We start from the raw sequence: 23,760 nt of genomic DNA, 5'->3' as shown, positions 1-23,760 counted from the left end.
CTTATTCATCACCCCCTTAATACTAGGTTTATAGCTTGTCTTAGATTATCTACTGGTATGATTTCTATACCTTTGGTATCTTTTACTGTAACATAATTATTTTTTGGTATAACTATCTTTTTAAATCCTAATTTTTTGCATTCAGCTATTCTTTTTTCTATATAGCTAACAGCTCTAACTTCTCCTGTTAACCCTACTTCGCCTGTTACAACTATATCACCATCAATAGGTATATTTCTAAAACTAGAAGCTACAGATAATATTATGCCTAAATCCATTGAAGGTTCATTAATTTTTATCCCTCCAACAACATTTATGTACACATCTTGATTTTGTATTTGTAATCCTACCCTTTTTTCTAATACAGCTAATAATAAAGCTACTCTATTGTAGTCAACTCCTGTTGCTGTCCTTTTTGCAATCCCAAAACTTGTTGGAGATACTAATGCTTGTAATTCTAAAAGCATTGGTCTTGTTCCTTCTACAGTTGATATTATGACTGAACCTGATACATCTTTAGGCTTTTCAGAAATCAAAACTTCCGATGGATTTGTTAGCTCTATTAGCCCTATATCCTTCATTTCAAATACACCTAATTCATTTGTTGAACCAAATCTATTTTTTACTGCCCTTACAAGTCTATATGTATTATATCTTTCTCCTTCAAAATATAAAACTGTATCCACCATGTGCTCTAATAATTTTGGTCCTGCTAACGAACCTTCTTTAGTTACATGTCCAACAATAAAAGTAGATATTCCCATCTTCTTAGAAATTTTCATAAATCTAGATGTTCCTTCTTTTATTTGACTTACAGTTCCTGGTGCTGAAGATATCTCTGGGCTGTATACAGTTTGTATTGAATCCACAATTATCAAATCTGGGTTTATATTATCTAAATAGGCTTCTATTATACTTAAATTATTTTCTGAAAAAATAAATAAATTGTCAGTATTAACACCTAATCTATGAGCCCTCATTTTTATTTGAGATTGTGATTCTTCACCCGATATATATAATACTTTCTTTCCTGCACAGGCCACATTTCTAGATACTTGCATCAATAGTGTGGATTTTCCTATACCAGGATCTCCACCTACTAAAACTAAAGAACCCTTTACAATTCCTCCACCTAGTACTCTATCTAACTCTTCTATCTCTGTAGAAAATCTTTGTTCGTGTTTTATCTCTATGGAGTTTATGCTTATAGGTTTTGAATCACCCTTGCTTATTACAAAAACTTCCCGTTGAGATTTTTTTTCTTCTATTTCTTCAACAAATGTATTCCATTTTGTACACTCTGGACACTTACCTAACCATTTGCTAGTTTCGTATCCGCATGATTGGCATACATACTTTGTTTTAATTTTTGCCATTATTATTCACCCTTAAATGCTTTATTATTACTTTATTGTACTATATATTGTTAATATCTGCATATAATATTATTCTCATTTATATTAAATATATCAAAATAACCTTTACTAAACCTTAAATAGAGGGAGTTCTACTCCCTCTATTTACTAAAAAATTATTTTACTTCAAAAGCCATCTTACCTTCTTTTACAGTAGCCTCAACAACATCACCTGATTTTATTGTTCCCTGTAATATAAGTTCTGATAATTCATTTTCTAGTTCTTTCTGAATAGATCTCTTTAATGGTCTTGCTCCATATTCCAAATCAAATCCTGACTTTGCAATTAAATTTATAGCTTCTTCATCCATTTCTAGTTTTATAGTCATTTCTTCCAATCTTTCAACTAATGTCTTACACATTAATTTTACGATTTTAGATATATCTTCTTTGTTAAGAGAATGGAATACTATTATGTCATCAATTCTATTTAAGAATTCTGGTCTAAATTGCTTTTTAAGTTCAACCATAATATTTTCTTTCATTTTTTCATATTCATCTTTTTCTTTATCTTCTTCATTTGGACTTCCAAATCCTAAAGTTTTTTGTTTTTTAATAGTTTTAGCTCCTACATTTGATGTCATTATTAATATTGTATTTTTAAAATCTACAGTTCTACCTTTAGAATCTGTTAGTCTACCATCATCCAATATTTGTAACAAAATATTAAATACATCTGGATGAGCCTTTTCTATTTCATCAAACAGTACAACTGAGTATGGATGTCTTCTAACCTTTTCTGTTAACTGACCTCCTTCATCATAGCCTACATACCCTGGAGGAGAACCAATTAATCTAGATACAGAGTGTTTTTCCATATACTCTGACATATCTATACGCACTATTTGATTTTCATCTCCAAACTCAGCTTCTGCTAAAGCCTTACTAAGTTCTGTTTTTCCTACTCCTGTTGGACCCAAAAATAAAAATGAACCAATAGGTCTATTAGGATCTTTCAGCCCTGCTCTAGCCCTTCTAATAGCTGTACAAATAGATTTTATTGCTTGATTTTGACCTATAACTCTTTCGTGTAATATATCTTCAAGTTTAAGTAATCTCTCTGTTTCTTCTTCCATCATTCTGTTGACTGGTATTCCTGTCCATAAGCCAACTACTTCTGCAATTACTTCTTCATCTACCACATTGGCATACTTAGATGATTTATTCCATCTATCTCTAATTTTATCTAGCTGTTCTTGAGTTTTTCTTTGTTCATCTCTTAACTTCGCAGCTTTTTCAAAATTTTGACCTCTTACTGATTCTTCCTTTTCTTTTTTAATACTGCTTATTTTTTCTTCTAAGTCTTTTATATCTTTTGGTGGGGTATTTTCTTTAAGTCTCACCTTTGAAGCTGCTTCATCTATTAAATCTATAGCTTTATCTGGTAAAAATCTATCTGTTATATATCTTACGGACAGTTCTACCGCTGCCTTAATAGATTCATCTGTTATTTTCACTTTATGATGAGCTTCATATTTATCTCTAAGACCTTTTAATATTTCTATAGTATCTTCCTTTGTTGGCTCTTCTATTAAAACTGATTGAAATCTTCTTTCTAATCCAGAATCTTTCTCTACATGTTTTCTATACTCATCTATTGTTGTAGCTCCTATAACCTGTATTTCTCCTCTAGCTAAACAAGGTTTTAATATATTTGAAGCATCTATAGAACCTTCTCCTGTAGCTCCAGCACCTATAATTGTATGCATTTCGTCTATGAATAAAACTATATTTCCTTTTTTAACAACTTCATCTATAACTTGTTTTATTCTCTCCTCAAATTCACCTCTATATTTTGCTCCTGCTAACAGTGAGCCCATATCTAGTGTGTAAAGAACTTTATTCTTTAATGTATCTGGTACTTTTCCTTGTGATATATCAATTGCCAAACCTTCTGCTATTGCTGTTTTTCCCACACCAGGGTCTCCAATTAGTACAGGGTTATTTTTTGTTCTTCTACTTAAAATTTGTATTATTCTTTCTATTTCTTTTGTTCTTCCTATTACAGGATCTATTTTATCTTGTTTAGCACTCTCAGTAAGATTTCTACCATACTTATCAAGCAACTTTGATGAAGTACTTTCTGGCGTAGAAGATGTTTTATTTACTGTTTTGGGCTCAATTGAGTAATTATCTATACCCATCATATCTATAATGCTTTCAGCAATATCTCTTGAGTCAATATTTAAGGATGCTAAAATTCTCATCCCAAGTCCTTCTCCTTCTTGAGCAAGCGCTAATAATATATGTTCCGTACCTATGTAATTTGTCTTAAGTTTATTAGCAAAAGCTCCTGACAACTCTAGTATCTGTTTTGATCTAGGACTTAATGTTACATCTGTTGTAGTTGTGTCATTTTTACCCTCTATTTCTATAATCTTTTTTTCTAGAATATCTTCAGTAACTCCTAATTTATTTAAAACTTTAGCTGCTATTCCATCTTTTTCTTTTAGAAGACCTAGAAGTAAATGCTCTGTTCCTACAATTTTATGTCCAAAGCTTTTTGCTGACTCTACACCTAAGTCAATTGCAGTTTTAGCTCTTTGAGTAAATCTATTGAAGTACATTTTCATCCCTCCTATTTCTTATTTCTATTAGCTAGACTAAATTCTTCTCTTAAAAAATCAGCTCTTTTGGTATCGCTATAACAAGTCATAGGTGACATTAACCTTAAAGCTGGTTTCATTCCCTTCATTAAGTTAATTATTTTTTCCATGTTGATGTCTTTAATGTATTCCATCTCAATACCTAACTTAATATTAGACAAGTGCTTCATAGCTTCGTATGCCGATATAATTCTAGCATTTTGTAATATACCTAAAGACCTATAAACCTCATCTTCTAATTCTATAGAGGCTTCCATTTTTACAATATTTCTAGATTCTTTTTCTTTTGTTATAATATCTTTTGTTAAACTTCTTAGACTTTCAATAATATTTTTTTCTGATCTTCCAATAACTGATTGATTACTTATTTCATACATATTACCTAATATATTTGATTTTTCATTTGAAATACCTTTTATATTTGCACCTAATTTGTGTGCAATATTGGAATAAGTATCTACTTTTCTTTGTAAAGATAATACGGGTAAATGAACTATTATAGATGTTTTCAGTCCTGTACCTGCATTAATTGGACAACTAGTTAAATATCCTAGTCTATCATCAAAAGCATAATCTAACTTACTTTCTAATATATCATCTATTTTATTTGCAATTATAAAAGCATCATCCACATTAAATTTATTTTCATATATCTTGATTTTTATATGATCTTGATCATTTACTATTATGCATTTTGTTTTATCTTTGTTAATAATAATTGAGCCTATATCATTTGTTGAAAATTTATTACTTATAATATTTCTTTCTATTAATGTATTTTTCTCTATTTGACTAATGTCTTTTATATTATGTGCAATAAAATCTTCTTGAAATAAGTCTTCTGATTCTAATATTATATTGCTGATTTTATTTGCTATGACTTGAGATTCTGATTGACTTAATTTGTGTGGAAAAGGATAATTAGTAATATTTCTAGATAAAGCTATTTGAGTACCCATAATTATGCTGTCTTCCATAAGTCCCTCCTCCTATTCATTACATTCTTCTAGATCTTTTATTTTATCTCTAATATCAGCTGCTTTTTCATATTCCTCTTGCTCTACAGCCCTATTTAAATCTTCTTTTAAAACTCTGATTTCTTTACTTATGTATATATGACTGTTATCTTTTCTAGGTGATTTGCCTATGTACTCTTCATATCCATATATATTTCTAAGTATAGAATTTAGCTGTTTTTCAAAAACCTCATAACATCTACTACAACCTACTTTTCCTGTTTCTCTGTATTCATTATATGTGCTGTAACAATTTGGACATATAATCTCTTCTTCTTCTGTTTCCTTATCTATTGCTAATAAATTTTCTTTTTTTGGATCCACGGAATCATCTTCACTTATATCAAATTTCTCCATAACATCCTTTATAGAAAATGGATCTTGTGAATTAAAGTTTAATAATGGATAGTCCTTAGCACAATCATTACATAAATACATTCGTGTTTCTTGACCGTTTATTATGGAGCTAATAAAAACTGACGCTGTTTTCTTACGACATTTTTGACATAACATAATATCACTCCTCTATATTAAATAATTCTTCTATAATATTTTTTAAAATTTTTGCCCTTATTATGTCATTTAATCCATGTATAGGTGAATTTAGAGATTTATCATCTATAGCACATAATATTATTTTTAACTCTCTATTATTAATTAAGTTTGTATCTAATAACCACTTAACAAGTAATTTTCCTTGTATATATGTTATTTCTTTATTTATTTTTTTATGTAAGATATGTAAAATTTGTTCTTGATTTGATTTTACAACCTTATCTATCTTTACATAGCCTCCTCCACCTTTTTTACTTTGGACTTCATATCCTTTTTCTCTTGAAAATCGAGTTGTCAAAACATAATTTATTTGAGATGGAGCACAATCAAACAAATTAGCAAGTTCATTTCTTTGAATTTGAACTGTATTACTGTCTTCCATTAAATCTTTAATAAATTTTTCTATTATATCACTAATTGAAGCCATATACATCACCACTTAAATAAATTTTTTTGACTTTCTTTGACTATTAGTTAATATATATTATATACATATTTTAGTCATATAATCTAATTATTATAAACAAAAACAAATTTATATTTTATATAAAATAAAAAATAAACGGCATGATATATTTTAATATCATGCCGCTTTTAATATATATTCTTTTAATTATTAGCTTCAGCAATTATTTTTGATGATAGTTGTTGAGGTACTTCACTATATTTCTCTAATTCCATTTCAAAGAACCCTCTACCTTGAGTCATAGATCTTAAATCAATTGCATATTTAAATGTTTCACTTTGAGGTGCTTCTGCATAAATTACTTGTCTACCCTTATCATCAGGTTCCATTCCTAATATTTTTCCTCTTCTTTTGTTAATATCACCCATTACATCTCCCATATACTCTTCTGGAACAGTTATTGTTAATTTCATAATAGGTTCTAATAAAATTGGTTTAGCTTCTTCCATTCCCTTTTTGAATGCTATTGATGCTGCCATTTTAAATGCCATTTCTGATGAGTCAACATCATGATATGATCCATCATATAATGTTGCTTTTATATTTGTAACAGGATATCCTGCAAGTATTCCTTTTTGCATAGAATCTTTTAATCCTTTTTCTACTGCAGGTATGTAGGATTTCGGAACAGATCCTCCAAATATTTCTTCAGCAAATTCAAAGTCATCATCAGATCTTGTAAATTTAATTTTTACATCTCCATATTGACCATGACCTCCAGATTGTTTTTTGTGTTTTCCTTGAACATCAGAAGCTCCTTTTATAGTTTCTCTATAAGCAACTTTAATATCTTCTAAGTCTACATCAACACCAAATTTTTCTTTTAATTTATTTTTAACTGTATTTATATGAAGCTCACCTTGGCCACCGACTAAAGTTTGCTTAGTTTCCGGGTTTCTATACCAATGTATAGTCGGATCTTCTTCTGATATTTTATTTAATGAAGCTCCTATTTTATCTTCTTCACCTTTATTTTTTGGTACTACAGAGAAATATATTTGTGGTTTTGGTAAAATAGCCTCTTCTAATAGTGGAGCACTTGAATTTTGTGCTATAGTATTTCCTGTTTGTAGAGAATTTATTTTTGTAACTACAACTATATCACCCGCATTAGCACAGTCTATTTCTTCTAACTCTCCATTTTTCATTGTATATATATTAGCGATTTTTTCCTTTACATCTTTATTTATATTAATTATTTCAGTATCCTTTTTCATTTGTCCTTCAACTATTTTTATATAAGATAATTTACCCATGAATGGGTCAACCATTGTTTTAAATACTAAAGCTCTTAAAGGACTTTCTTTTTCAATAGCTTTTGGTTGTATATATGAACCTATGGTTTGTAGTATCTCATGTGAACCTATGTTATTTATTGTAGAACCACATATTACAGGTATTATATCACCACTTTGTATTCCTATAATTATTCCTTTTTGTATTTCCTCCGGAGTTAATTCTTCTCCATTAAAATACTTATCTAACACTTCGTCATCAGTTTCAGCAATATGTTCCATTAAAGCTTCTTTCACACTTGAAACTTGCTCTTTGAATTCTCCATCTAAATCGTCATCCAAGTTTTCTAACACATTATGTAATTTAATAAATTGTTTATCTTTATATATAGGGCTTATCATTGGTACTATCTTATTGTCATATTTTTCTCTTAACATTTCTATTGCATCTTTATATCTTGCCTTTTCATTGTCTATTTTATTTATAAACATGATTTTAGGCATGTTTTCAGTTAATTCTAGTGATTTTTCAGTTCCAACCTGTATAGGAGAAGTTGCATCTATCACTATAATAGCTGCGTCGCTTGCTCTTAAAGAAGAAATTACTTCACCGCTAAAATCAAAATATCCTGGTGTGTCTAATAAATTATACTTGATACCGTTGTATTCTATGGGAGCTAGTCCTATACTATAAGTCATGTTTACTTTGTCAGACAACTTAGGCATCTTTTTTGAAATATTTGTAGTGTATGCTAGAACATCAATTAAATTTGATTTCCCACATCCACTATGTCCTAGTATTGCAACATTTCTTAAATCGTTACTATCATAGACTTTCATATTAGCACCTACCTTTTTTAATTATATAAAATTATTAAGTGTTATAAATAATTTTATACTATTTACATGTATAATATTCCCAATTATGCAAGATAAGATTACCTTATTTTAAGAGAAAATAATTTGGCATTTTCTCCCTTGGACTTAAAAATATATTTCTACACACATGTATATCTTTCCTCTTTTTTATATAAAAAAACTCTAAAGTAGTTATTTACTCTACTTTAGAGTTTTTAATTCATTATTATTCTATTCTAATGTCATTAATAGTTGCTTATCACAAACCATTTCATTCTCTTTAACTTTGATAGATTTTATTTTTCCATTTGTTTTTGATACTATATTAGTTTCCATTTTCATAGCTTCTATAACAATTAATGGTTGATGCTCTTCTACTTCATCTCCTTCTTTAACAAGAACTTTTATTACCTTTCCAGGAATACTAGCTCCTATTTGTAAAGGATTATCCATATCAGCTGTTTCTACTTGTTTAATACTTCCTGAATAGTTATTATCTTTTATTTCTACTTCTCTATGCATTCCATTTAAGTCAAATACTATTGTTCTATATCCGTTTTCTTTTACATCTCCTACATTTCTTAAACTAATAGTTAGCATTTTTCCTTCTTCTATTTCCACATCGCACTCTTCACCTATGCCAAGACCATAGAAGAATACATCACTTTCTAGTTTAGAAATATCATTATATCCCTGTAAATGCTTTAAATATTCTTCATATACTTTTGGATATAATTCATAGCTTAATATATTTCTTATATTAGATTTCATATCAAATTTTTCATTTAAATAATCTTTATCTTTATCAAAATCAGCCACTGGTATTAATGAACCAGGTCTTACAGTAATAGCTTCTTCCCCCTTTAGTACTACTTCTTGTAAATCTTTTGGTATTCCACCCTCTGGCTGACCTATCATACCTTTACAGTAGTCTACTACTGAATCTGGAAATGATAACTTTTTACCTTCTTCAATAATATTGTCTCTGTCCAATTTATTTTTTGTCATAAATATTGCTAAATCTCCCACAACTTTTGAAGATGGTGTAACCTTGATTATATCTCCAACTATTTGATTAGCTTCTTTATAATTTACCTTAAGAGTATCAAAATCATTTCCTAAACCAAAACTATCAGCTTGAGCTTTTAGATTTGAATATTGTCCTCCTGGCATTTCGTATTCATATATTTCAGCAAAAGAAGTATTCATACCACTTTCGAATTTTTTATAAATTTGTCTTAAATCTCCATAGTAACTTGATAGCTCTTCATATCCATACAAATCAATATTAGTATCTCTCTCTGTATGTTTTAATGCTTCTACTATGGCATTTAAAGATGGTTGACTTGTTAAACCTGACATAGTTTGTAAAGCAGCATCTACTATATCTACACCTGCTTCTGCCGCCATTAAGCATGTTGCCACACCATTTCCACTTGTATCATGAGTGTGTAGATGAATTGGAGTTTTAACATTTTCCTTTAGTGATTTAATCAAAGTATGAGCAGCATAAGGTTTTAAAAGACCTGCCATATCTTTTATACAAATTATATCTACTCCTAAAGATTCTAACTCTTTAGCCATTTTTATATAGTATTCTAAGTTGTATTTAGATTTATTCGGGTTTAATATATCTCCTGTATAGCACATTGTACCTTCTACTATTTTTCCAGTTTCAAGTCCTGCTTCTATAGATAATTTCATATTTTCAACCCAGTTTAATGAGTCAAATATTCTTATAACATCTATACCTTGATAAGCAGACTCTTTTATAAAATCTACTATTACATTATCAGGATAATTTGTATATCCCACACCATTAGATGCTCTAAATAACATTTGGAACATGATATCTGGTATTTCTGATCTTAATTTTTGTAATCTTCTCCATGGAGATTCTTTTAAAAATCTATAAGCCACATCATATGTAGCTCCTCCCCACATTTCTAGTGAAAATAAATCTTTTTCATACTCATTTGTTTGTTTAGCCACTTGTAATAAATCGTAAGTTCTAAATCTTGTTGCTATAAGAGATTGATGTGCATCCCTCATTGTAGTATCTGTTAATAATAATTTCTTTTCATTTTTTATTTTTTCAATATATGCTTTCTTTCCTAGTTTTTCAAACTGCACTCTACTACCTTCTATCTTAGGTACTCTTTCAGTTATTATTCTTGGTTGATGCAATGTTTCAAACTTAGGTTTAGGCATACATTTATTTTCGTTTACTATAACATCACCTATAAATTGAAGTAATTTCGTTCCTCTATCCTTACTTTCTTTTATCTTGAATAGTCTAGGATGTTCATCTATAAATTTAGTACTACATCTTCCGGCCCTAAACATAGGATCTTGTAAAACATTAACTAAAAATCCAACATTAGTTTTTACACCTCTGACTCTCAACTCTTTTATAGATCTAATAGTCTTATTAATCGCTTTTTCAAATGTTCTTTCCCAAGATATAGTTTTAACTAATAAACTATCATAATATGGACTTATGCTAAATCCTGCACAACCATTTCCTCCATCTAATCTAATTCCTGCACCAGACCCAGTTCTATATACTTGTATTTTTCCAGTATCAGGCATAAAGTTATTCTTAGGATCTTCAGTTGTAATTCTACATTGTATAGCATATCCTGTAACTGTTACATCATCTTGAGAGTTTATATCTATCTCTTTACTGTCTAAACTATATCCTTCAGCGACAAGAATTTGACTTTGAACAATATCTATTCCTGTAACTTCTTCTGTTACAGTATGTTCAACCTGAATTCTAGGGTTCATTTCTATAAAGTAATGATTACCTTTATTATCAACTAAGAACTCTAAAGTTCCTGCGCTTACATATCCTACTTCTTTAGCTATTCTAACTGCATCTTCACAAATTTCATCTCTTATTTTCTTATCTATAGAAAATGCTGGTGCGTATTCAATTATTTTTTGATGTCTTCTTTGTACTGAACAGTCTCTTTCATACAAATGAACTAAGTTTCCATGATGATCTCCTAATATTTGAACCTCTATATGCTTAGGATCTTCTATATATTTTTCTATAAAAATTAAATCTGCTCCAAATGCCTTTCTTGATTCACTACATGCTGTTTCATATTCAAGGGCTAGACTTTTTTCATCATAAACTACTCTCATCCCTCTACCGCCTCCGCCATTAGAGGCTTTTATCATTACTGGATATCCTACAAAATCTGCAACTTCTTTTGCTTCTTCAACACTTTTAATTACTTTCTCTACTCCAGGTATAGTTCCTACTCCAACACTATGAGCAACCTTTTTAGAATTTATTTTGTCACCCATTCTTTCCATTATTTCTGCAGATGGACCTATAAATACAATTCCATTCTCTTCACATTTTCTTACAAACTCTGGATTTTCTGCTAAGAAACCATAACCTGGATGTATTGCATCTACATTTTTAGCCTTAGCAAGCTCTATAATTCCATCTATATCTAAATAGGCTTCTATAGGTCCCTTATCTTTCCCTATTAAATAAGATTCATCAGCTTTCGTTCTAAATAAACTATATTTATCCTCTTTACTATATATCCCAACACTTTTAATTCCTAATTCATGGCATGCCCTGAATATTCTTATAGCAATTTCTCCTCTATTAGCTACTAGTACTTTTTTAAATTTTTTAAGCATGTTATCCCCCTTTTCTATATTTAAGTTGTAATATTAAAGATTATAGTCCATAAAACTTTATTTTTGAACCCTTATGAAAGAGTTTCTTAATAATTAATACAAATTCATAAAAACAGGTAAATATATTTTGTATTTTGGCAAATCTCTATATCTTAATTAAGTAAAAATAGAATGTTTTTATCATACTTTTCCATAATATTCTGATTAACATGAATGTATATTCCATTAAAAAAAAATAAATCCATATTTATTTTATATTAATAAACATGAATTTATCTTACTTATTATATTAACTTGTGACTTATTTCATTACTTTAAATTATGGTACTTATTAAACAATTTATATTTTGTTCTATTCTTTCAAAACATCAAAATGTATTTTTAATCTAACTCATTTAGTAGTCTTCTAGATACATCATTTAACTTCAATTGTCCTAAGCCTATATATGCCATAGTAAATACTGTTTTAACAACATCAGATGAATTATCCCATTTATAAGAGATAGAATTTACTAAAGAGTGCTTTGGCATAAAATTTTGCAATTCTATAGCCATTTCTTCTGATAAACTTATGTATTCTTCAAATAAATCTTCTTCACTCATTTGATCTAAATCATAATCTTGCTTTAACTTTTCATTTAAAACTTTTACTGGTATGCTTAATTGATATGCCACAATATCTTCTCTTTTTGTTCCCTTGCACATATCTCTATCTACTTTAAAATCACTATTTTCTTCAATTGTTTTCCTTATTTCTTCACTATCTACTATTTCTTCTCCAAATATAATATACATAATAACACCTTCCTTAATTTTTTATATAAAAGATCTTTATTTTTTCATTTATTTTATTTTTTATTAAAACAGTAATATTTATAACTTATTTTATATATTAAAAAACCTCTAGTTTGTTAACTAGAGGATAATTGGTGGGACCAACAGGGCTCGAACCTGTGACCCCCTGCTTGTAAGGCAGATGCTCTCCCAGCTGAGCTATGGTCCCGGGATTTTTTTATTAATAAGTGGTGCGCCCAGAGGGACTCGAACCCCCAACCTTCTGATTCGTAGTCAGACACTCTATCCAGTTGAGCTATAGGCGCATGTTTAAATGGAGGCGACACCCAGATTCGAACTGGGGATGAAGGAGTTGCAGTCCTCTACCTTAGCCACTTGGTCATGTCGCCCTTTTTTATATTGGTGACCCATCGGAGATTCGAACTCCGGACACCTTGATTAAAAGTCAAGTGCTCTACCGACTGAGCTAATGAGTCATATTTGTATGGGGTGGATAATGAGATTCGAACTCACGGCCTCCAGAGCCACAATCTGGCGCTCTAACCAACTGAGCTATACCCACCATAATCTAATGCACTAGTTTTTATTTTTTCAGTTGATGGTCGAGGTGAAGGGACTCGAACCCCCGGCCCCATGGTCCCAAACCAAGTGCGCTACCAAACTGCGCTACACCTCGAACTAAAAAAGTGGTGGACCATCAGGGACTCGAACCCCAGACCTACCGGTTATGAGCCGGGCGCTCTAACCAACTGAGCTAATGGTCCACGTTATATATTGTTAAAATTTAAATGGTAGCGGTAACAGGAGTCGAACCTGTGACCTTTCGGGTATGAACCGAACGCTCTAGCCAACTAAGCTATACCGCCATATTTTTTAAAATGGTGCCCAGAGGCGGAATCGAACCACCGACACGGGGATTTTCAGTCCCCTGCTCTACCGACTGAGCTATCTGGGCGCTATTGGCGGAGAGGGTGGGATTCGAACCCACGGTGCCGTTAAGCATCACTGGTTTTCAAGACCAGCTCCTTAAACCACTCGGACACCTCTCCTTATAGTTTCCCTATATGCTCTATCAAGTGAGCACTAAGTTGATAATTTTATATGGCTGGGGATGCAGGACTCGAACCTACGCATGCATGAGTCAAAGTCATGTGCCTTACCGACTTGGCTAATCCCCAATATAAAGTGGTGAGCGCACAGGGATTCGAACCCCGGACACACGCCTTAGAAGGGCGTTGCTCTATCCAGCTGAGCTATGCACCCACATTATAAATCATAAAATAAAAGTGGTGCGGATGAAGGGAGTCGAACCCCCACGCCAATGGCGCTAGATCCTAAGTCTAGTGCGTCTGCCAATTCCGCCACATCCGCATACTTCTTTTGGTGGAGGATGGTGGATTCGAACCACCGAAAGCACAGCTAACAGATTTACAGTCTGCCCCCTTTGGCCACTCGGGAAATCCTCCGTATTATGGAGCTGGTGATAGGAATCGAACCTACAACCTGCTGATTACAAGTCAGCTGCTCTACCGTTGAGCCACACCAGCATAGTGTTTATAAGAAGTATTTTGGCGACCTGGAAGGGGCTCGAACCCTCGACCTCCAGCGTGACAGGCTGGCATTCTAACCAACTGAACTACCAGGCCGCATTTGTATGTTTTTATGGTGGGACCAACAGGGCTCGAACCTGTGACCCCCTGCTTGTAAGGCAGGTGCTCTCCCAGCTGAGCTATGGTCCGGGATAAATTAAAATGGAGCGGGTGAAGGGGATCGAACCCTCACAGCCGGCTTGGAAGGCCGGAACTCTACCATTGAGCTACACCCGCATGGTGACTCATAGGGGAATCGAACCCCTGTTACCGCCGTGAAAGGGCGGTGTCTTAACCGCTTGACCAATGAGCCATTCATATGTCATTTACTTTTTTGCGTTTACTCATTTGTCTCGCAAAATTGGTGCCGAAGACCGGAATCGAACCGGTACGAAAGTATAAGTTTCGCAGGATTTTAAGTCCTGTGCGTCTGCCAGTTCCGCCACTTCGGCACTTTCTTGGCTCCAAGGGAGGGACTCGAACCCTCAGCCTATCGGTTAACAGCCGAGTGCTCCACCGTTGAGCTACCTTGGAATATGGAGGCGACACCCAGATTCGAACTGGGGATGAAGGAGTTGCAGTCCTCTACCTTAGCCACTTGGTCATGTCGCCATATTTAGTGGTGACCCATCGGAGATTCGAACTCCGGACACCTTGATTAAAAGTCAAGTGCTCTACCGACTGAGCTAATGAGTCATATATTTGTATGGGGTGGATAATGAGATTCGAACTCACGGCCTCCAGAGCCACAATCTGGCGCTCTAACCAACTGAGCTATACCCACCATAATTGATAAAAGTGGTCGAGGTGAAGGGACTCGAACCCCCGGCCCCATGGTCCCAAACCAAGTGCGCTACCAAACTGCGCTACACCTCGAACTAAAAAAAGTGGTGGACCATCAGGGACTCGAACCCCAGACCTACCGGTTATGAGCCGGGCGCTCTAACCAACTGAGCTAATGGTCCACGTTATTTATTAAGTTTAAATGGTAGCGGTAACAGGAGTCGAACCTGTGACCTTTCGGGTATGAACCGAACGCTCTAGCCAACTAAGCTATACCGCCACAATATTTAAATATGGTGCCCAGAGGCGGAATCGAACCACCGACACGGGGATTTTCAGTCCCCTGCTCTACCGACTGAGCTATCTGGGCATTTGGCGGAGAGGGTGGGATTCGAACCCACGGTGCCGTTAAGCATCACTGGTTTTCAAGACCAGCTCCTTAAACCACTCGGACACCTCTCCAGGTTAATGGTGACCCATCGGAGATTCGAACTCCGGACACCTTGATTAAAAGTCAAGTGCTCTACCGACTGAGCTAATGAGTCATATTATATGGCTGGGGATGCAGGACTCGAACCTACGCATGCATGAGTCAAAGTCATGTGCCTTACCGACTTGGCTAATCCCCAATATATAAGTGGTGAGCGCACAGGGATTCGAACCCCGGACACACGCCTTAGAAGGGCGTTGCTCTATCCAGCTGAGCTATGCACCCACATATATTGTTTATTTTGTTGGAGCGGGAAACGAGATTCGAACTCGCGACTTCAACCTTGGCAAGGTTGCGCTCTACCACTGAACTATTCCCGCATTTAAGGTATAGTTAAAAAGTGGTGCGGATGAAGGGAGTCGAACCCCCACGCCAATGGCGCTAGATCCTAAGTCTAGTGCGTCTGCCAATTCCGCCACATCCGCATACTTCTTTTGGTGGAGGATGGTGGATTCGAACCACCGAAAGCACAGCTAACAGATTTACAGTCTGCCCCCTTTGGCCACTCGGGAAATCCTCCGTATTATGGAGCTGGTGATAGGAATCGAACCTACAACCTGCTGATTACAAGTCAGCTGCTCTACCGTTGAGCCACACCAGCATATTATTTTTAAGAAGTATTATGGCGACCTGGAAGGGGCTCGAACCCTCGACCTCCAGCGTGACAGGCTGGCATTCTAACCAACTGAACTACCAGGCCGCGTTTGTGTTTTTATGGTGGGACCAACAGGGCTCGAACCTGTGACCCCCTGCTTGTAAGGCAGGTGCTCTCCCAGCTGAGCTATGGTCCGGGATAAATTAAAATGGAGCGGGTGAAGGGGATCGAACCCTCACAGCCGGCTTGGAAGGCCGGAACTCTACCATTGAGCTACACCCGCATGGTGACTCATAGGGGAATCGAACCCCTGTTACCGCCGTGAAAGGGCGGTGTCTTGACCGCTTGACCAATGAGCCATATATATTTAAATGGTTGCGGAGACAGGACTCGAACCTGTGACCTTCGGGTTATGAGCCCGACGAGCTGCCAACTGCTCCACTCCGCGATATTAATTTGGTGCCGAAGACCGGAATCGAACCGGTACGAAAGTATAAGTTTCGCAGGATTTTAAGTCCTGTGCGTCTGCCAGTTCCGCCACTTCGGCACTTTCTTGGCTCCAAGGGAGGGACTCGAACCCTCAGCCTATCGGTTAACAGCCGAGTGCTCCACCGTTGAGCTACCTTGGAACATTACGTGGCTACGTGCTACTCTCCCAGGAGGTCGCCCCCCAAGTACCATCGCCGCTCAAGAGCTTAACTTCTGTGTTCGGAATGGGAACAGGTGTATCCTCTTTGCTATAATAACCACATTTTTTGCTGAACAAGTATTATAATAACATTTATTTAAAACCTTGTCAACTTTTTTTTGAAAGTTTTAATACTTTCAAAACTGCAAACATTTAAGATATAACTTATATTGGTCAAGTCCTCGACCTATTAGTATCAGTAAGCTACATATGTTACCACACTTCCACCTCTGACCTATCAACCATGTAGTCTTCATGGGGTCTTAACCTTACGGTGGGAAATCTTATCTTGAAGTAGGCTTCGCGCTTAGATGCTTTCAGCGCTTATCCTTTCCGTACTTAGCTACCCAGCTATGCCCTTGGCAGAACAACTGGTACACCAGCGGTACGTCCATCCCGGTCCTCTCGTACTAAGGACAGGTCTCCTCAAATTTCCTACGCCTGCGACGGATAGGGACCGAACTGTCTCACGACGTTCTGAACCCAGCTCGCGTACCACTTTAATGGGCGAACAGCCCAACCCTTGGGACCTACTACAGCCCCAGGATGTGATGAGCCGACATCGAGGTGCCAAACCTCCCCGTCGATGTGGACTCTTGGGGGAGATCAGCCTGTTATCCCCAGGGTAGCTTTTATCCGTTGAGCGATGGCCCTTCCATGCGGTACCACCGGATCACTAAGTCCGACTTTCGTCCTTGCTCGACCTGTATGTCTTGCAATCAAGCTCTCTTCTGCCTTTACACTCTTCGTACGATTTCCGACCGTACTGAGAGAACCTTTGAGCGCCTCCGTTACTTTTTAGGAGGCGACCGCCCCAGTCAAACTGTCCACCTGACAGTGTCCCACTACCTGATTCAAGGCAGCTGGTTAGAATCCCAGTACTACAAGGGTGGTATCCCAAGGATGGCTCCACACAGACTGACGTCCATGCTTCATAGCCTCCCACCTATCCTGTACATGTAGCACCGAGACTCAATGTCAAGCTACAGTAAAGCTCCATGGGGTCTTTCCGTCCTGTCGCAGGTAACCGGCATCTTCACCGGTATTACAATTTCACCCAGTCTGTTGTTGAGACAGTGCCCAAATCGTTACGCCTTTCGTGCGGGTCGGAACTTACCCGACAAGGAATTTCGCTACCTTAGGACCGTTATAGTTACGGCCGCCGTTTACTGGGGCTTAAGTTCACTGCTTCGGTTGCCCTAACAGATCCCCTTAACCTTCCAGCACCGGGCAGGCGTCAGCTCCTATACATCGTCTTGCGACTTAGCAGAAACCTATGTTTTTGGTAAACAGTCGCTTGGGCCTATTCTCTGCGGCCATGTTTCCATGGCACCCCTTCTCCCTAAGTTACGGGGTCATTTTGCCGAGTTCCTTAACAACAGTTCTCTGGCTGGCCTTAGGATACTCTCCTCACCCACCTGTGTCGGTTTGCGGTACAGGCACCTTTAACCTCGATAGAGACTTTTCTCGACAGTGTGAAATCAGCTACTTCGCTACTAAATTTCGCTCCGCATCGTACCCCAGCATTATTCTAACGGATTTGCCTATTAGAACTGCCTCAATACTTGCCCGTACATAACCAACAGTACGGTTAGCTTATCCTTCTGTGTCATCCCATTTCTCAAACGGTTATTGGTGGTACAGGAATATCAACCTGTTGTCCATCACCTACGCCTTTCGGCCTCGGCTTAGGTCCTGACTAACCCAGGGCGGACGAACCTTCCCCTGGAAACCTTGGGTTTACGGCCTGTGGGATTCTCACCCACATCTCGCTACTCATGCCAACATTCTCACTTCTATACAGTCCACATCTCCTTACGGTAATGCTTCAATCCGTATAGAAAGCTCTCCTACCCATCATAAATGATGCCGTAGCTTCGGTAGTACGTTTTAGCCCCGGAAATTTTCGGCGCAGGATCACTCGACCAGTGAGCTATTACGCACTCTTTAAATGAGTGGCTGCTTCTAAGCCAACATCCTGGTTGTCTGTGCAATCCCACATCCTTTACCACTTAACGTACATTTAGGGACCTTAGCTGACGATCTGGGCTGTTGCCCTTTTGACTATGAATCTTATCACCCACAGTCTGACTCCCAAGTATAAGAATACGGCATTCGGAGTTTGATAGTCTTCGGTAAGTGCAATACCCCCTAGGACATTCAGTGCTCTACCTCCGCTTCTCTAAACCTTGAGGCTAGCCCTAAAGCTATTTCGGAGAGAACCAGCTATCTCCGGGCTCGATTGGAATTTCACCGCTATCCACAGGTCATCCCCGAGCTTTTCAACGCTCGTGGGTTCGGTCCTCCACGAAATTTTACTTTCGCTTCAACCTGCCCATGGATAGGTCGCCCGGTTTCGGGTCTACGTCAACTAACTAAACGCCCAGTTAAGACTCGCTTTCGCTACGGCTCCACACCTTAAGTGCTTAACCTTGCTAGGTAACGTAACTCGTTGGCCCGTTCTACAAAAAGTACGCAGTCACACAAGTAATGTGCTCCTACAGCTTGTAAGTGTAGGGTTTCAGGTTCTATTTCACTCCCCTCCCGGGGTTCTTTTCACCTTTCCCTCACGGTACTATACGCTATCGGTCACTAGGTAGTATTTAGGCTTGGAGGATGGTCCCTCCTGCTTCCCACAGGGTTTCACGTGTCCCGTGGTACTCTGGATCATATCTATCGATTTCTTGTTTCAACTACGTGGCTTTTACACTTTATAGCGGAGCTTTCCAACTCTCTTCACTTACAATTCCTCAACTTTATGATATGTCCGCAACCCCAACAAAGAAAACTTTATTGGTTTGGCCTGTTCCGCGTTCGCTCGCCGCTACTTACGGAATCGAATTTCTTTCTCTTCCTCCGGGTACTTAGATGTTTCAGTTCCCCGGGTTCCCCTGGCATGACTATGTATTCATCATACCATACTTAGACATTACTCTAAGTGAGTTTCCTCATTCGGAAATCTTGGGATCAAAGTTTACGTGCAACTCCCCCAAGCTTATCGCAGCTTATCGCGTCCTTCATCGGCTCCTAGTGCCAAGGCATTCGCCCTACACCCTTAATAACTTGACCAGTTATCAAAGTTTGATATTTTTAAAAGTTATCTTCTTTATATGATATATTTTTTAAGAAGTTTATCTTCTTCTTTTATAATGTCATATCACTAAATGTTATGCAGTTTTCAAAGTACTAATTTTGAGTTTTCATAAAGAACCCTCAAAATTAAACAGTAGGTTAATTCTCCCTAGAAAGGAGGTGATCCAGCCGCACCTTCCGATACGGCTACCTTGTTACGACTTCACCCCAGTTATTGATTTCACCTTCGACACTCGCTTCCCAAAAGGGTTAGCTAAGTGGCTTCGGGCGCCCCCAACTTCCGTGGTGTGACGGGCGGTGTGTACAAGACCCGGGAACGCATTCACCGCAGCATTCTGATCTGCGATTACTAGTAACTCCAGCTTCATGTAGGCGAGTTTCAGCCTACAATCCGAACTGAGAATGGCTTTAAGGGATTAGCTCGGCCTCACGACTTGGCTGCCCTCTGTACCACCCATTGTAGCACGTGTGTAGCCCTAAGCATAAGGGGCATGATGATTTGACGTCATCCCCACCTTCCTCCAGGTTATCCCTGGCAGTCCCTCTAGAGTGCCCAACTTAATGCTGGCAACTAAAGGCAAGGGTTGCGCTCGTTGCGGGACTTAACCCAACATCTCACGACACGAGCTGACGACAACCATGCACCACCTGTCACTTCTGTCCCCGAAGGGAAAAATGCGATTAGGCATCGGTCAAAAGGATGTCAAGCTTAGGTAAGGTTCTTCGCGTTGCTTCGAATTAAACCACATGCTCCGCTACTTGTGCGGGTCCCCGTCAATTCCTTTGAGTTTCACTCTTGCGAGCGTACTCCCCAGGCGGAGTACTTAATGCGTTAGCTGCGGCACCGAGGGGGGTAACCCCCGACACCTAGTACTCATCGTTTACGGCGTGGACTACCAGGGTATCTAATCCTGTTTGCTCCCCACGCTTTCGTGCCTCAGTGTCAGTTACAGTCCAGAAAGCCGCCTTCGCTACTGGTGTTCCTCCTAATATCTACGCATTTCACCACTACACTAGGAATTCCACTTTCCTCTCCTGCACTCAAGTTTCCCAGTTTCAAGAGCTTACTACGGTTGAGCCGTAGCCTTTCACTCCTGACTTAAGAAACCACCTACGCACCCTTTACGCCCAGTAAATCCGGATAACGCTAGCCCCCTACGTATTACCGCGGCTGCTGGCACGTAGTTAGCCGGGGCTTCCTCCTCAAGTACCGTCATTATCTTCCTTGAGGACAGAGTTTTACGACCCGAAGGCCTTCATCACTCACGCGGCGTTGCTGCATCAGGCTTTCGCCCATTGTGCAATATTCCCCACTGCTGCCTCCCGTAGGAGTTTGGACCGTGTCTCAGTTCCAATGTGGCCGATCACCCTCTCAGGTCGGCTACTGATCGTCGCCTTGGTAAGCCGTTACCTTACCAACTAGCTAATCAGACGCGGGTCCATCTCATACCGCCGGAGCTTTGATAAGAAATCCATGTGAATCTCTTATATTATCCTGTATTAGCATACCTTTCGGTATGTTATCCATGTGTATGAGGCAGGTTACCCACGCGTTACTCACCCGTCCGCCGCTCTTCTCCGAAGAGAATCGCTCGACTTGCATGTGTTAGGCACGCCGCCAGCGTTCATCCTGAGCCAGGATCAAACTCTCAAATAAAAGTTGTCCAATTGCTCAGCTAATCATTATCTGAATATCTGGCTTGGTTTGTTTGTTGTTTCAGTTTAATTCTTAAAGAATTAATTTATTGTTAACCTACTGTTTAATTTTCAAAGTTCTTTGCTTGTTTCAGCTTCTTAATTCTACCAAAGCTGTTTTTCTTTGTCAACAACTTTTTTTTCAAAAGTTTTTTGTTGACGTTTTGTCCCTGTCTCAAGGACAAGTAATACTATATCATCGTATTAATTAATAGTCAACACCTTTTTAAAAGTTTTTTCAATTTTTTACTACCTTTAGTGTTTACTCTTTTTACTTTTTTATACTTTTATTTTCTAATTTACCTATTATATATATTTAAATTCCTGTCAATTGCTTAATTCTACTGACATCAAATCCTAATATATCCTGATTATCTACTACTATAATCGGAACAGATAAATATCCTTTTTTTATTAATTCACGCTTAAATTCTTCATTAGAAGATATATTGTACTCTATAAATTCTATATTGTTGTTTTTCAAATACTCTTTTGCTTTTTTACACTGTATACATGTATCACTAGTATAAATCTCTACTTTTTTCATTTACTGCCTCCTTAAAACGTTTATTACCTTGTTTTTTTGTCAATATTGTATTAGATTATTATTAACTTTATTATTTTTAACTATTATAATAAATTACTTTTTATATTACATAATTTTTTTAAACAATGCAACATAACTCTAAAATTTATAGGAGGATTTTTTCATGCAGAAAAAAGTTTTAATAATGTCAGCTTCCACTGGTGGTGGTCATAATAGAGCAGCGAGAGCCATAAAAGAAGAATTAACTAACAAATCAATCAATGGCATCACTATTGATTGTGAAATCATAGATAGTTTAAAAATAGTTAATGGAACTATGGATAAACTTATTTCTAGAGGCTATGAAAAATCAGCTAAATATACACCTAAAGCTTGGGGTGGTGTTTATAAGTTAACTGAAAGTAGCCTAGTTTCTAAAAATGAGTTTAAAGATAACCCGCTGACTTCTTTAATATCTAGAAAATTAAAAAAGTTAGTAGAAAATAAAAAACCAGATTTAATCATAGGTACTCATCCTTTTCCTATGATAGCGCTTAGTACTTTAAAGAAACACTCTCAGTTTTATGCTAATTCAGAATTAAATACTTTTACTGAAAGCATACATAAATATTATAAAAATTTAAATATTCCCCCCCTTATAACAGTTTTAACTGATTACACAACTCATTCTGCATATATACAAAATGAGATTAGCTACTATATTGCAGGACATGAATATGTAAAAGAGCTGTTAATTGAAGATGGTATTGATAAGGATAAAATTAAAGCCTACGGTATACCTGTAGAAAAATCATTCTTATCACATAGAGATAGAGAAATTGTATTATCTGAACTTAATTTGGATCCAAATAAATTTACAGTTCTTTTAATGGGAGGGAGTTTCGGTGCAGGTAGTATAAAAGACACACTTGCCGAATTAATTTCTGTAGATAGAGATTTCCAAATCATTGTTATAACTGGAAGAAATAAATCTCTAAAAGAAAAATTAGAAAAGAACTTAGCTGTTGATGAAGATAAGATTAATAAGAAAATATGCGTACTTGGATTTACAGATAAAATGAATGATTTACTAGCATCAGTAGATATATTAGTTTCTAAGCCAGGAGGACTTACTACTACTGAATCTCTATTAAAAGAGGTTCCTATGATTATTCCTTATTTCATTCCTGGTCAAGAGGAAGAAAATTTAGATTTTCTTTCCAATTGTGGTGCTTCGTTAAGAACATCTAAAAAATACACTCTAAGCGTTCTATTAAAAGTTCTGATTGATAATCCAAGCAGAATCGAAATGACTAAAGAAAATATAAGAACAATAAAAAAACTTAATGCATCACAAGATATTGCTAAGTTAGCTTTTGATATATTATCTAAAGATTAAAATAAGCGTATGAAAATTAAAATTTTCATACGCTTTTATTTTCTTAATATGGCTCGTAAAAATCTTCTTCATAGTCATATTGATAGTTTTTATAGTTATTTCTAAATGCTCCACTATTACTATTCTTATTGAGAGATTTTTTGCTCTTTTTATTTTCCAATGAATCTTTATCAATGTTTTTCGATTTATCTTTGGACTTAATTTTTTTTTCTCTCTTTTCTTTCATTGCATTATGTTCTTCTAAGTTCATAGTCGTTTTCATACTACACCCCTATAAAATTTTTTAATAA

The 23,760-nt window shown here is 36.4% G+C and carries 11 protein-coding genes, 41 tRNA genes and 3 rRNA genes; 1 reads left to right on the top strand and 54 read right to left on the bottom strand.

Features of this window, described 5'->3' with window-relative positions:
- Positions 1-8: 8 nt before the first annotated feature.
- The 53 genes from radA to TVTCOM_RS00195 form a co-directional block, all read right to left on the bottom strand.
- Positions 9-1,376 (bottom strand): DNA repair protein RadA, encoded by a 1,368-nt coding sequence (gene radA / locus TVTCOM_RS00455; RefSeq protein WP_074920406.1) that lies wholly within the window; start codon positions 1,374-1,376, stop codon positions 9-11.
- 155 nt (positions 1,377-1,531) lie between these two features.
- Positions 1,532-3,982 (bottom strand): ATP-dependent Clp protease ATP-binding subunit, encoded by a 2,451-nt coding sequence (locus TVTCOM_RS00450; RefSeq protein WP_434797918.1) that lies wholly within the window; start codon positions 3,980-3,982, stop codon positions 1,532-1,534.
- An 11-nt stretch (positions 3,983-3,993) separates the two neighbouring features.
- Positions 3,994-4,998 (bottom strand): hypothetical protein, encoded by a 1,005-nt coding sequence (locus TVTCOM_RS00445; RefSeq protein ID WP_434797917.1) that lies wholly within the window; start codon positions 4,996-4,998, stop codon positions 3,994-3,996.
- A 12-nt stretch (positions 4,999-5,010) separates the two neighbouring features.
- Entirely contained in the window at positions 5,011-5,550 is a 540-nt protein-coding gene (locus TVTCOM_RS00440) for a UvrB/UvrC motif-containing protein (protein WP_434797916.1), read from the bottom strand.
- Positions 5,551-5,554: 4 nt separating this feature from the next.
- Complete coding sequence (locus TVTCOM_RS00435) at positions 5,555-6,019, bottom strand: CtsR family transcriptional regulator (protein ID WP_434797915.1); 465 nt, start codon at positions 6,017-6,019, stop codon at positions 5,555-5,557.
- A gap of 182 nt (positions 6,020-6,201) precedes the next feature.
- Entirely contained in the window at positions 6,202-8,133 is a 1,932-nt protein-coding gene (locus TVTCOM_RS00430; protein WP_434797914.1) for an elongation factor G, read from the bottom strand.
- Between the two features lie 249 nt (positions 8,134-8,382).
- Positions 8,383-11,817, bottom strand: coding sequence for a pyruvate carboxylase (locus tag TVTCOM_RS00425; RefSeq protein WP_434797913.1), 3,435 nt, complete (start codon positions 11,815-11,817; stop codon positions 8,383-8,385).
- A gap of 381 nt (positions 11,818-12,198) precedes the next feature.
- Complete coding sequence (locus TVTCOM_RS00420) at positions 12,199-12,612, bottom strand: hypothetical protein (RefSeq protein ID WP_434797912.1); 414 nt, start codon at positions 12,610-12,612, stop codon at positions 12,199-12,201.
- Between the two features lie 132 nt (positions 12,613-12,744).
- Positions 12,745-12,820, bottom strand: a tRNA-Val gene (locus TVTCOM_RS00415).
- 20 nt (positions 12,821-12,840) lie between these two features.
- Positions 12,841-12,917 (bottom strand) — tRNA-Arg (locus tag TVTCOM_RS00410).
- Positions 12,918-12,926: 9 nt separating this feature from the next.
- Positions 12,927-13,001: transfer RNA gene (locus TVTCOM_RS00405), tRNA-Cys, on the bottom strand.
- An 11-nt stretch (positions 13,002-13,012) separates the two neighbouring features.
- Positions 13,013-13,088: transfer RNA gene (locus TVTCOM_RS00400), tRNA-Lys, on the bottom strand.
- Positions 13,089-13,097: 9 nt separating this feature from the next.
- Positions 13,098-13,174, bottom strand: a tRNA-His gene (locus TVTCOM_RS00395).
- Positions 13,175-13,211: 37 nt separating this feature from the next.
- Positions 13,212-13,288 (bottom strand) — tRNA-Pro (locus tag TVTCOM_RS00390).
- 11 nt (positions 13,289-13,299) lie between these two features.
- Positions 13,300-13,376, bottom strand: a tRNA-Ile gene (locus TVTCOM_RS00385).
- Between the two features lie 25 nt (positions 13,377-13,401).
- Positions 13,402-13,478 (bottom strand) — tRNA-Met (locus tag TVTCOM_RS00380).
- A 13-nt stretch (positions 13,479-13,491) separates the two neighbouring features.
- Positions 13,492-13,567 (bottom strand) — tRNA-Phe (locus TVTCOM_RS00375).
- Between the two features lie 5 nt (positions 13,568-13,572).
- Positions 13,573-13,661 (bottom strand) — tRNA-Ser (locus TVTCOM_RS00370).
- Positions 13,662-13,714: 53 nt separating this feature from the next.
- Positions 13,715-13,790 (bottom strand) — tRNA-Gln (locus TVTCOM_RS00365).
- Between the two features lie 8 nt (positions 13,791-13,798).
- Positions 13,799-13,875: transfer RNA gene (locus tag TVTCOM_RS00360), tRNA-Arg, on the bottom strand.
- A gap of 24 nt (positions 13,876-13,899) precedes the next feature.
- A tRNA-Leu gene (locus TVTCOM_RS00355) sits at positions 13,900-13,983 on the bottom strand.
- A gap of 10 nt (positions 13,984-13,993) precedes the next feature.
- Positions 13,994-14,078: transfer RNA gene (locus TVTCOM_RS00350), tRNA-Tyr, on the bottom strand.
- Positions 14,079-14,084: 6 nt separating this feature from the next.
- Positions 14,085-14,159 (bottom strand) — tRNA-Thr (locus TVTCOM_RS00345).
- 22 nt (positions 14,160-14,181) lie between these two features.
- A tRNA-Asp gene (locus tag TVTCOM_RS00340) sits at positions 14,182-14,258 on the bottom strand.
- A 106-nt stretch (positions 14,259-14,364) separates the two neighbouring features.
- Positions 14,365-14,438 (bottom strand) — tRNA-Gly (locus tag TVTCOM_RS00335).
- Position 14,439: 1 nt separating this feature from the next.
- Positions 14,440-14,514, bottom strand: a tRNA-Glu gene (locus TVTCOM_RS00330).
- 49 nt (positions 14,515-14,563) lie between these two features.
- Positions 14,564-14,653, bottom strand: a tRNA-Leu gene (locus TVTCOM_RS00325).
- A 7-nt stretch (positions 14,654-14,660) separates the two neighbouring features.
- A tRNA-Asn gene (locus TVTCOM_RS00320) sits at positions 14,661-14,735 on the bottom strand.
- A gap of 3 nt (positions 14,736-14,738) precedes the next feature.
- Positions 14,739-14,813, bottom strand: a tRNA-Cys gene (locus TVTCOM_RS00315).
- An 8-nt stretch (positions 14,814-14,821) separates the two neighbouring features.
- Positions 14,822-14,897, bottom strand: a tRNA-Lys gene (locus TVTCOM_RS00310).
- Between the two features lie 11 nt (positions 14,898-14,908).
- Positions 14,909-14,985, bottom strand: a tRNA-His gene (locus tag TVTCOM_RS00305).
- Between the two features lie 15 nt (positions 14,986-15,000).
- Positions 15,001-15,077: transfer RNA gene (locus tag TVTCOM_RS00300), tRNA-Pro, on the bottom strand.
- A 12-nt stretch (positions 15,078-15,089) separates the two neighbouring features.
- A tRNA-Ile gene (locus tag TVTCOM_RS00295) sits at positions 15,090-15,166 on the bottom strand.
- Positions 15,167-15,187: 21 nt separating this feature from the next.
- Positions 15,188-15,264, bottom strand: a tRNA-Met gene (locus TVTCOM_RS00290).
- A 14-nt stretch (positions 15,265-15,278) separates the two neighbouring features.
- Positions 15,279-15,354, bottom strand: a tRNA-Phe gene (locus TVTCOM_RS00285).
- Positions 15,355-15,357: 3 nt separating this feature from the next.
- Positions 15,358-15,446: transfer RNA gene (locus TVTCOM_RS00280), tRNA-Ser, on the bottom strand.
- A gap of 7 nt (positions 15,447-15,453) precedes the next feature.
- Positions 15,454-15,529: transfer RNA gene (locus tag TVTCOM_RS00275), tRNA-Lys, on the bottom strand.
- Between the two features lie 8 nt (positions 15,530-15,537).
- Positions 15,538-15,613 (bottom strand) — tRNA-Gln (locus TVTCOM_RS00270).
- Between the two features lie 9 nt (positions 15,614-15,622).
- Positions 15,623-15,699: transfer RNA gene (locus tag TVTCOM_RS00265), tRNA-Arg, on the bottom strand.
- Positions 15,700-15,719: 20 nt separating this feature from the next.
- Positions 15,720-15,794 (bottom strand) — tRNA-Gly (locus tag TVTCOM_RS00260).
- Positions 15,795-15,815: 21 nt separating this feature from the next.
- Positions 15,816-15,899, bottom strand: a tRNA-Leu gene (locus tag TVTCOM_RS00255).
- A gap of 10 nt (positions 15,900-15,909) precedes the next feature.
- A tRNA-Tyr gene (locus TVTCOM_RS00250) sits at positions 15,910-15,994 on the bottom strand.
- Positions 15,995-16,000: 6 nt separating this feature from the next.
- A tRNA-Thr gene (locus TVTCOM_RS00245) sits at positions 16,001-16,075 on the bottom strand.
- Between the two features lie 22 nt (positions 16,076-16,097).
- Positions 16,098-16,174 (bottom strand) — tRNA-Asp (locus TVTCOM_RS00240).
- Between the two features lie 104 nt (positions 16,175-16,278).
- Positions 16,279-16,352, bottom strand: a tRNA-Gly gene (locus TVTCOM_RS00235).
- Position 16,353: 1 nt separating this feature from the next.
- Positions 16,354-16,428, bottom strand: a tRNA-Glu gene (locus TVTCOM_RS00230).
- A 13-nt stretch (positions 16,429-16,441) separates the two neighbouring features.
- A tRNA-Met gene (locus tag TVTCOM_RS00225) sits at positions 16,442-16,517 on the bottom strand.
- 9 nt (positions 16,518-16,526) lie between these two features.
- Positions 16,527-16,616: transfer RNA gene (locus TVTCOM_RS00220), tRNA-Leu, on the bottom strand.
- A gap of 7 nt (positions 16,617-16,623) precedes the next feature.
- Positions 16,624-16,698 (bottom strand) — tRNA-Asn (locus TVTCOM_RS00215).
- A 5-nt stretch (positions 16,699-16,703) separates the two neighbouring features.
- Positions 16,704-16,820, bottom strand: a 5S ribosomal RNA gene (gene rrf, locus TVTCOM_RS00210).
- A gap of 107 nt (positions 16,821-16,927) precedes the next feature.
- A 23S ribosomal RNA gene (locus tag TVTCOM_RS00205) occupies positions 16,928-19,826 on the bottom strand.
- A 176-nt stretch (positions 19,827-20,002) separates the two neighbouring features.
- Positions 20,003-21,507: ribosomal RNA gene (locus TVTCOM_RS00200) — 16S ribosomal RNA — on the bottom strand.
- Together the 16S, 23S and 5S rRNA genes with 41 tRNA genes alongside form the textbook arrangement of a ribosomal RNA operon.
- A gap of 354 nt (positions 21,508-21,861) precedes the next feature.
- Positions 21,862-22,092, bottom strand: coding sequence for a glutaredoxin family protein (locus TVTCOM_RS00195; protein WP_434797911.1), 231 nt, complete (start codon positions 22,090-22,092; stop codon positions 21,862-21,864).
- 163 nt (positions 22,093-22,255) lie between these two features.
- Here TVTCOM_RS00195 and TVTCOM_RS00190 point away from each other — a divergent pair, with 163 nt between their 5' ends.
- Positions 22,256-23,470, top strand: coding sequence for an MGDG synthase family glycosyltransferase (locus tag TVTCOM_RS00190; protein ID WP_434797910.1), 1,215 nt, complete (start codon positions 22,256-22,258; stop codon positions 23,468-23,470).
- Positions 23,471-23,513: 43 nt separating this feature from the next.
- Here the strand turns inward: TVTCOM_RS00190 and TVTCOM_RS00185 are convergent, their stop codons facing one another.
- Complete coding sequence (locus tag TVTCOM_RS00185; RefSeq protein ID WP_434797909.1) at positions 23,514-23,732, bottom strand: hypothetical protein; 219 nt, start codon at positions 23,730-23,732, stop codon at positions 23,514-23,516.
- Positions 23,733-23,760 lie beyond the last annotated feature (28 nt).

The sequence above is a fragment of the Terrisporobacter vanillatitrophus genome (assembly GCF_051148895.1).
GTDB classification, from domain to species: Bacteria; Bacillota; Clostridia; order Peptostreptococcales; family Peptostreptococcaceae; genus Terrisporobacter; species Terrisporobacter vanillatitrophus.
Note: the sequence above shows the minus strand (reverse complement) of the source record. Positions and strands in the feature narration are given on the sequence as shown.

Bases quoted from the DNA above. Each gene is read 5' to 3' on its own strand.
- radA (WP_074920406.1), bottom strand. From the start codon at position 1,376: ATGGCAAAAATTAAAACAAAGTATGTATGCCAATCATGCGGATACGAA.
- TVTCOM_RS00450 (WP_434797918.1), bottom strand. From the start codon at position 3,982: ATGTACTTCAATAGATTTACTCAAAGAGCTAAAACTGCAATTGACTTA.
- TVTCOM_RS00445 (WP_434797917.1), bottom strand. From the start codon at position 4,998: ATGGAAGACAGCATAATTATGGGTACTCAAATAGCTTTATCTAGAAAT.
- TVTCOM_RS00440 (WP_434797916.1), bottom strand. From the start codon at position 5,550: ATGTTATGTCAAAAATGTCGTAAGAAAACAGCGTCAGTTTTTATTAGC.
- TVTCOM_RS00435 (WP_434797915.1), bottom strand. From the start codon at position 6,019: ATGGCTTCAATTAGTGATATAATAGAAAAATTTATTAAAGATTTAATG.
- TVTCOM_RS00430 (WP_434797914.1), bottom strand. From the start codon at position 8,133: ATGAAAGTCTATGATAGTAACGATTTAAGAAATGTTGCAATACTAGGA.
- TVTCOM_RS00425 (WP_434797913.1), bottom strand. From the start codon at position 11,817: ATGCTTAAAAAATTTAAAAAAGTACTAGTAGCTAATAGAGGAGAAATT.
- TVTCOM_RS00420 (WP_434797912.1), bottom strand. From the start codon at position 12,612: ATGTATATTATATTTGGAGAAGAAATAGTAGATAGTGAAGAAATAAGG.
- TVTCOM_RS00195 (WP_434797911.1), bottom strand. From the start codon at position 22,092: ATGAAAAAAGTAGAGATTTATACTAGTGATACATGTATACAGTGTAAA.
- TVTCOM_RS00190 (WP_434797910.1), top strand. From the start codon at position 22,256: ATGCAGAAAAAAGTTTTAATAATGTCAGCTTCCACTGGTGGTGGTCAT.
- TVTCOM_RS00185 (WP_434797909.1), bottom strand. From the start codon at position 23,732: ATGAAAACGACTATGAACTTAGAAGAACATAATGCAATGAAAGAAAAG.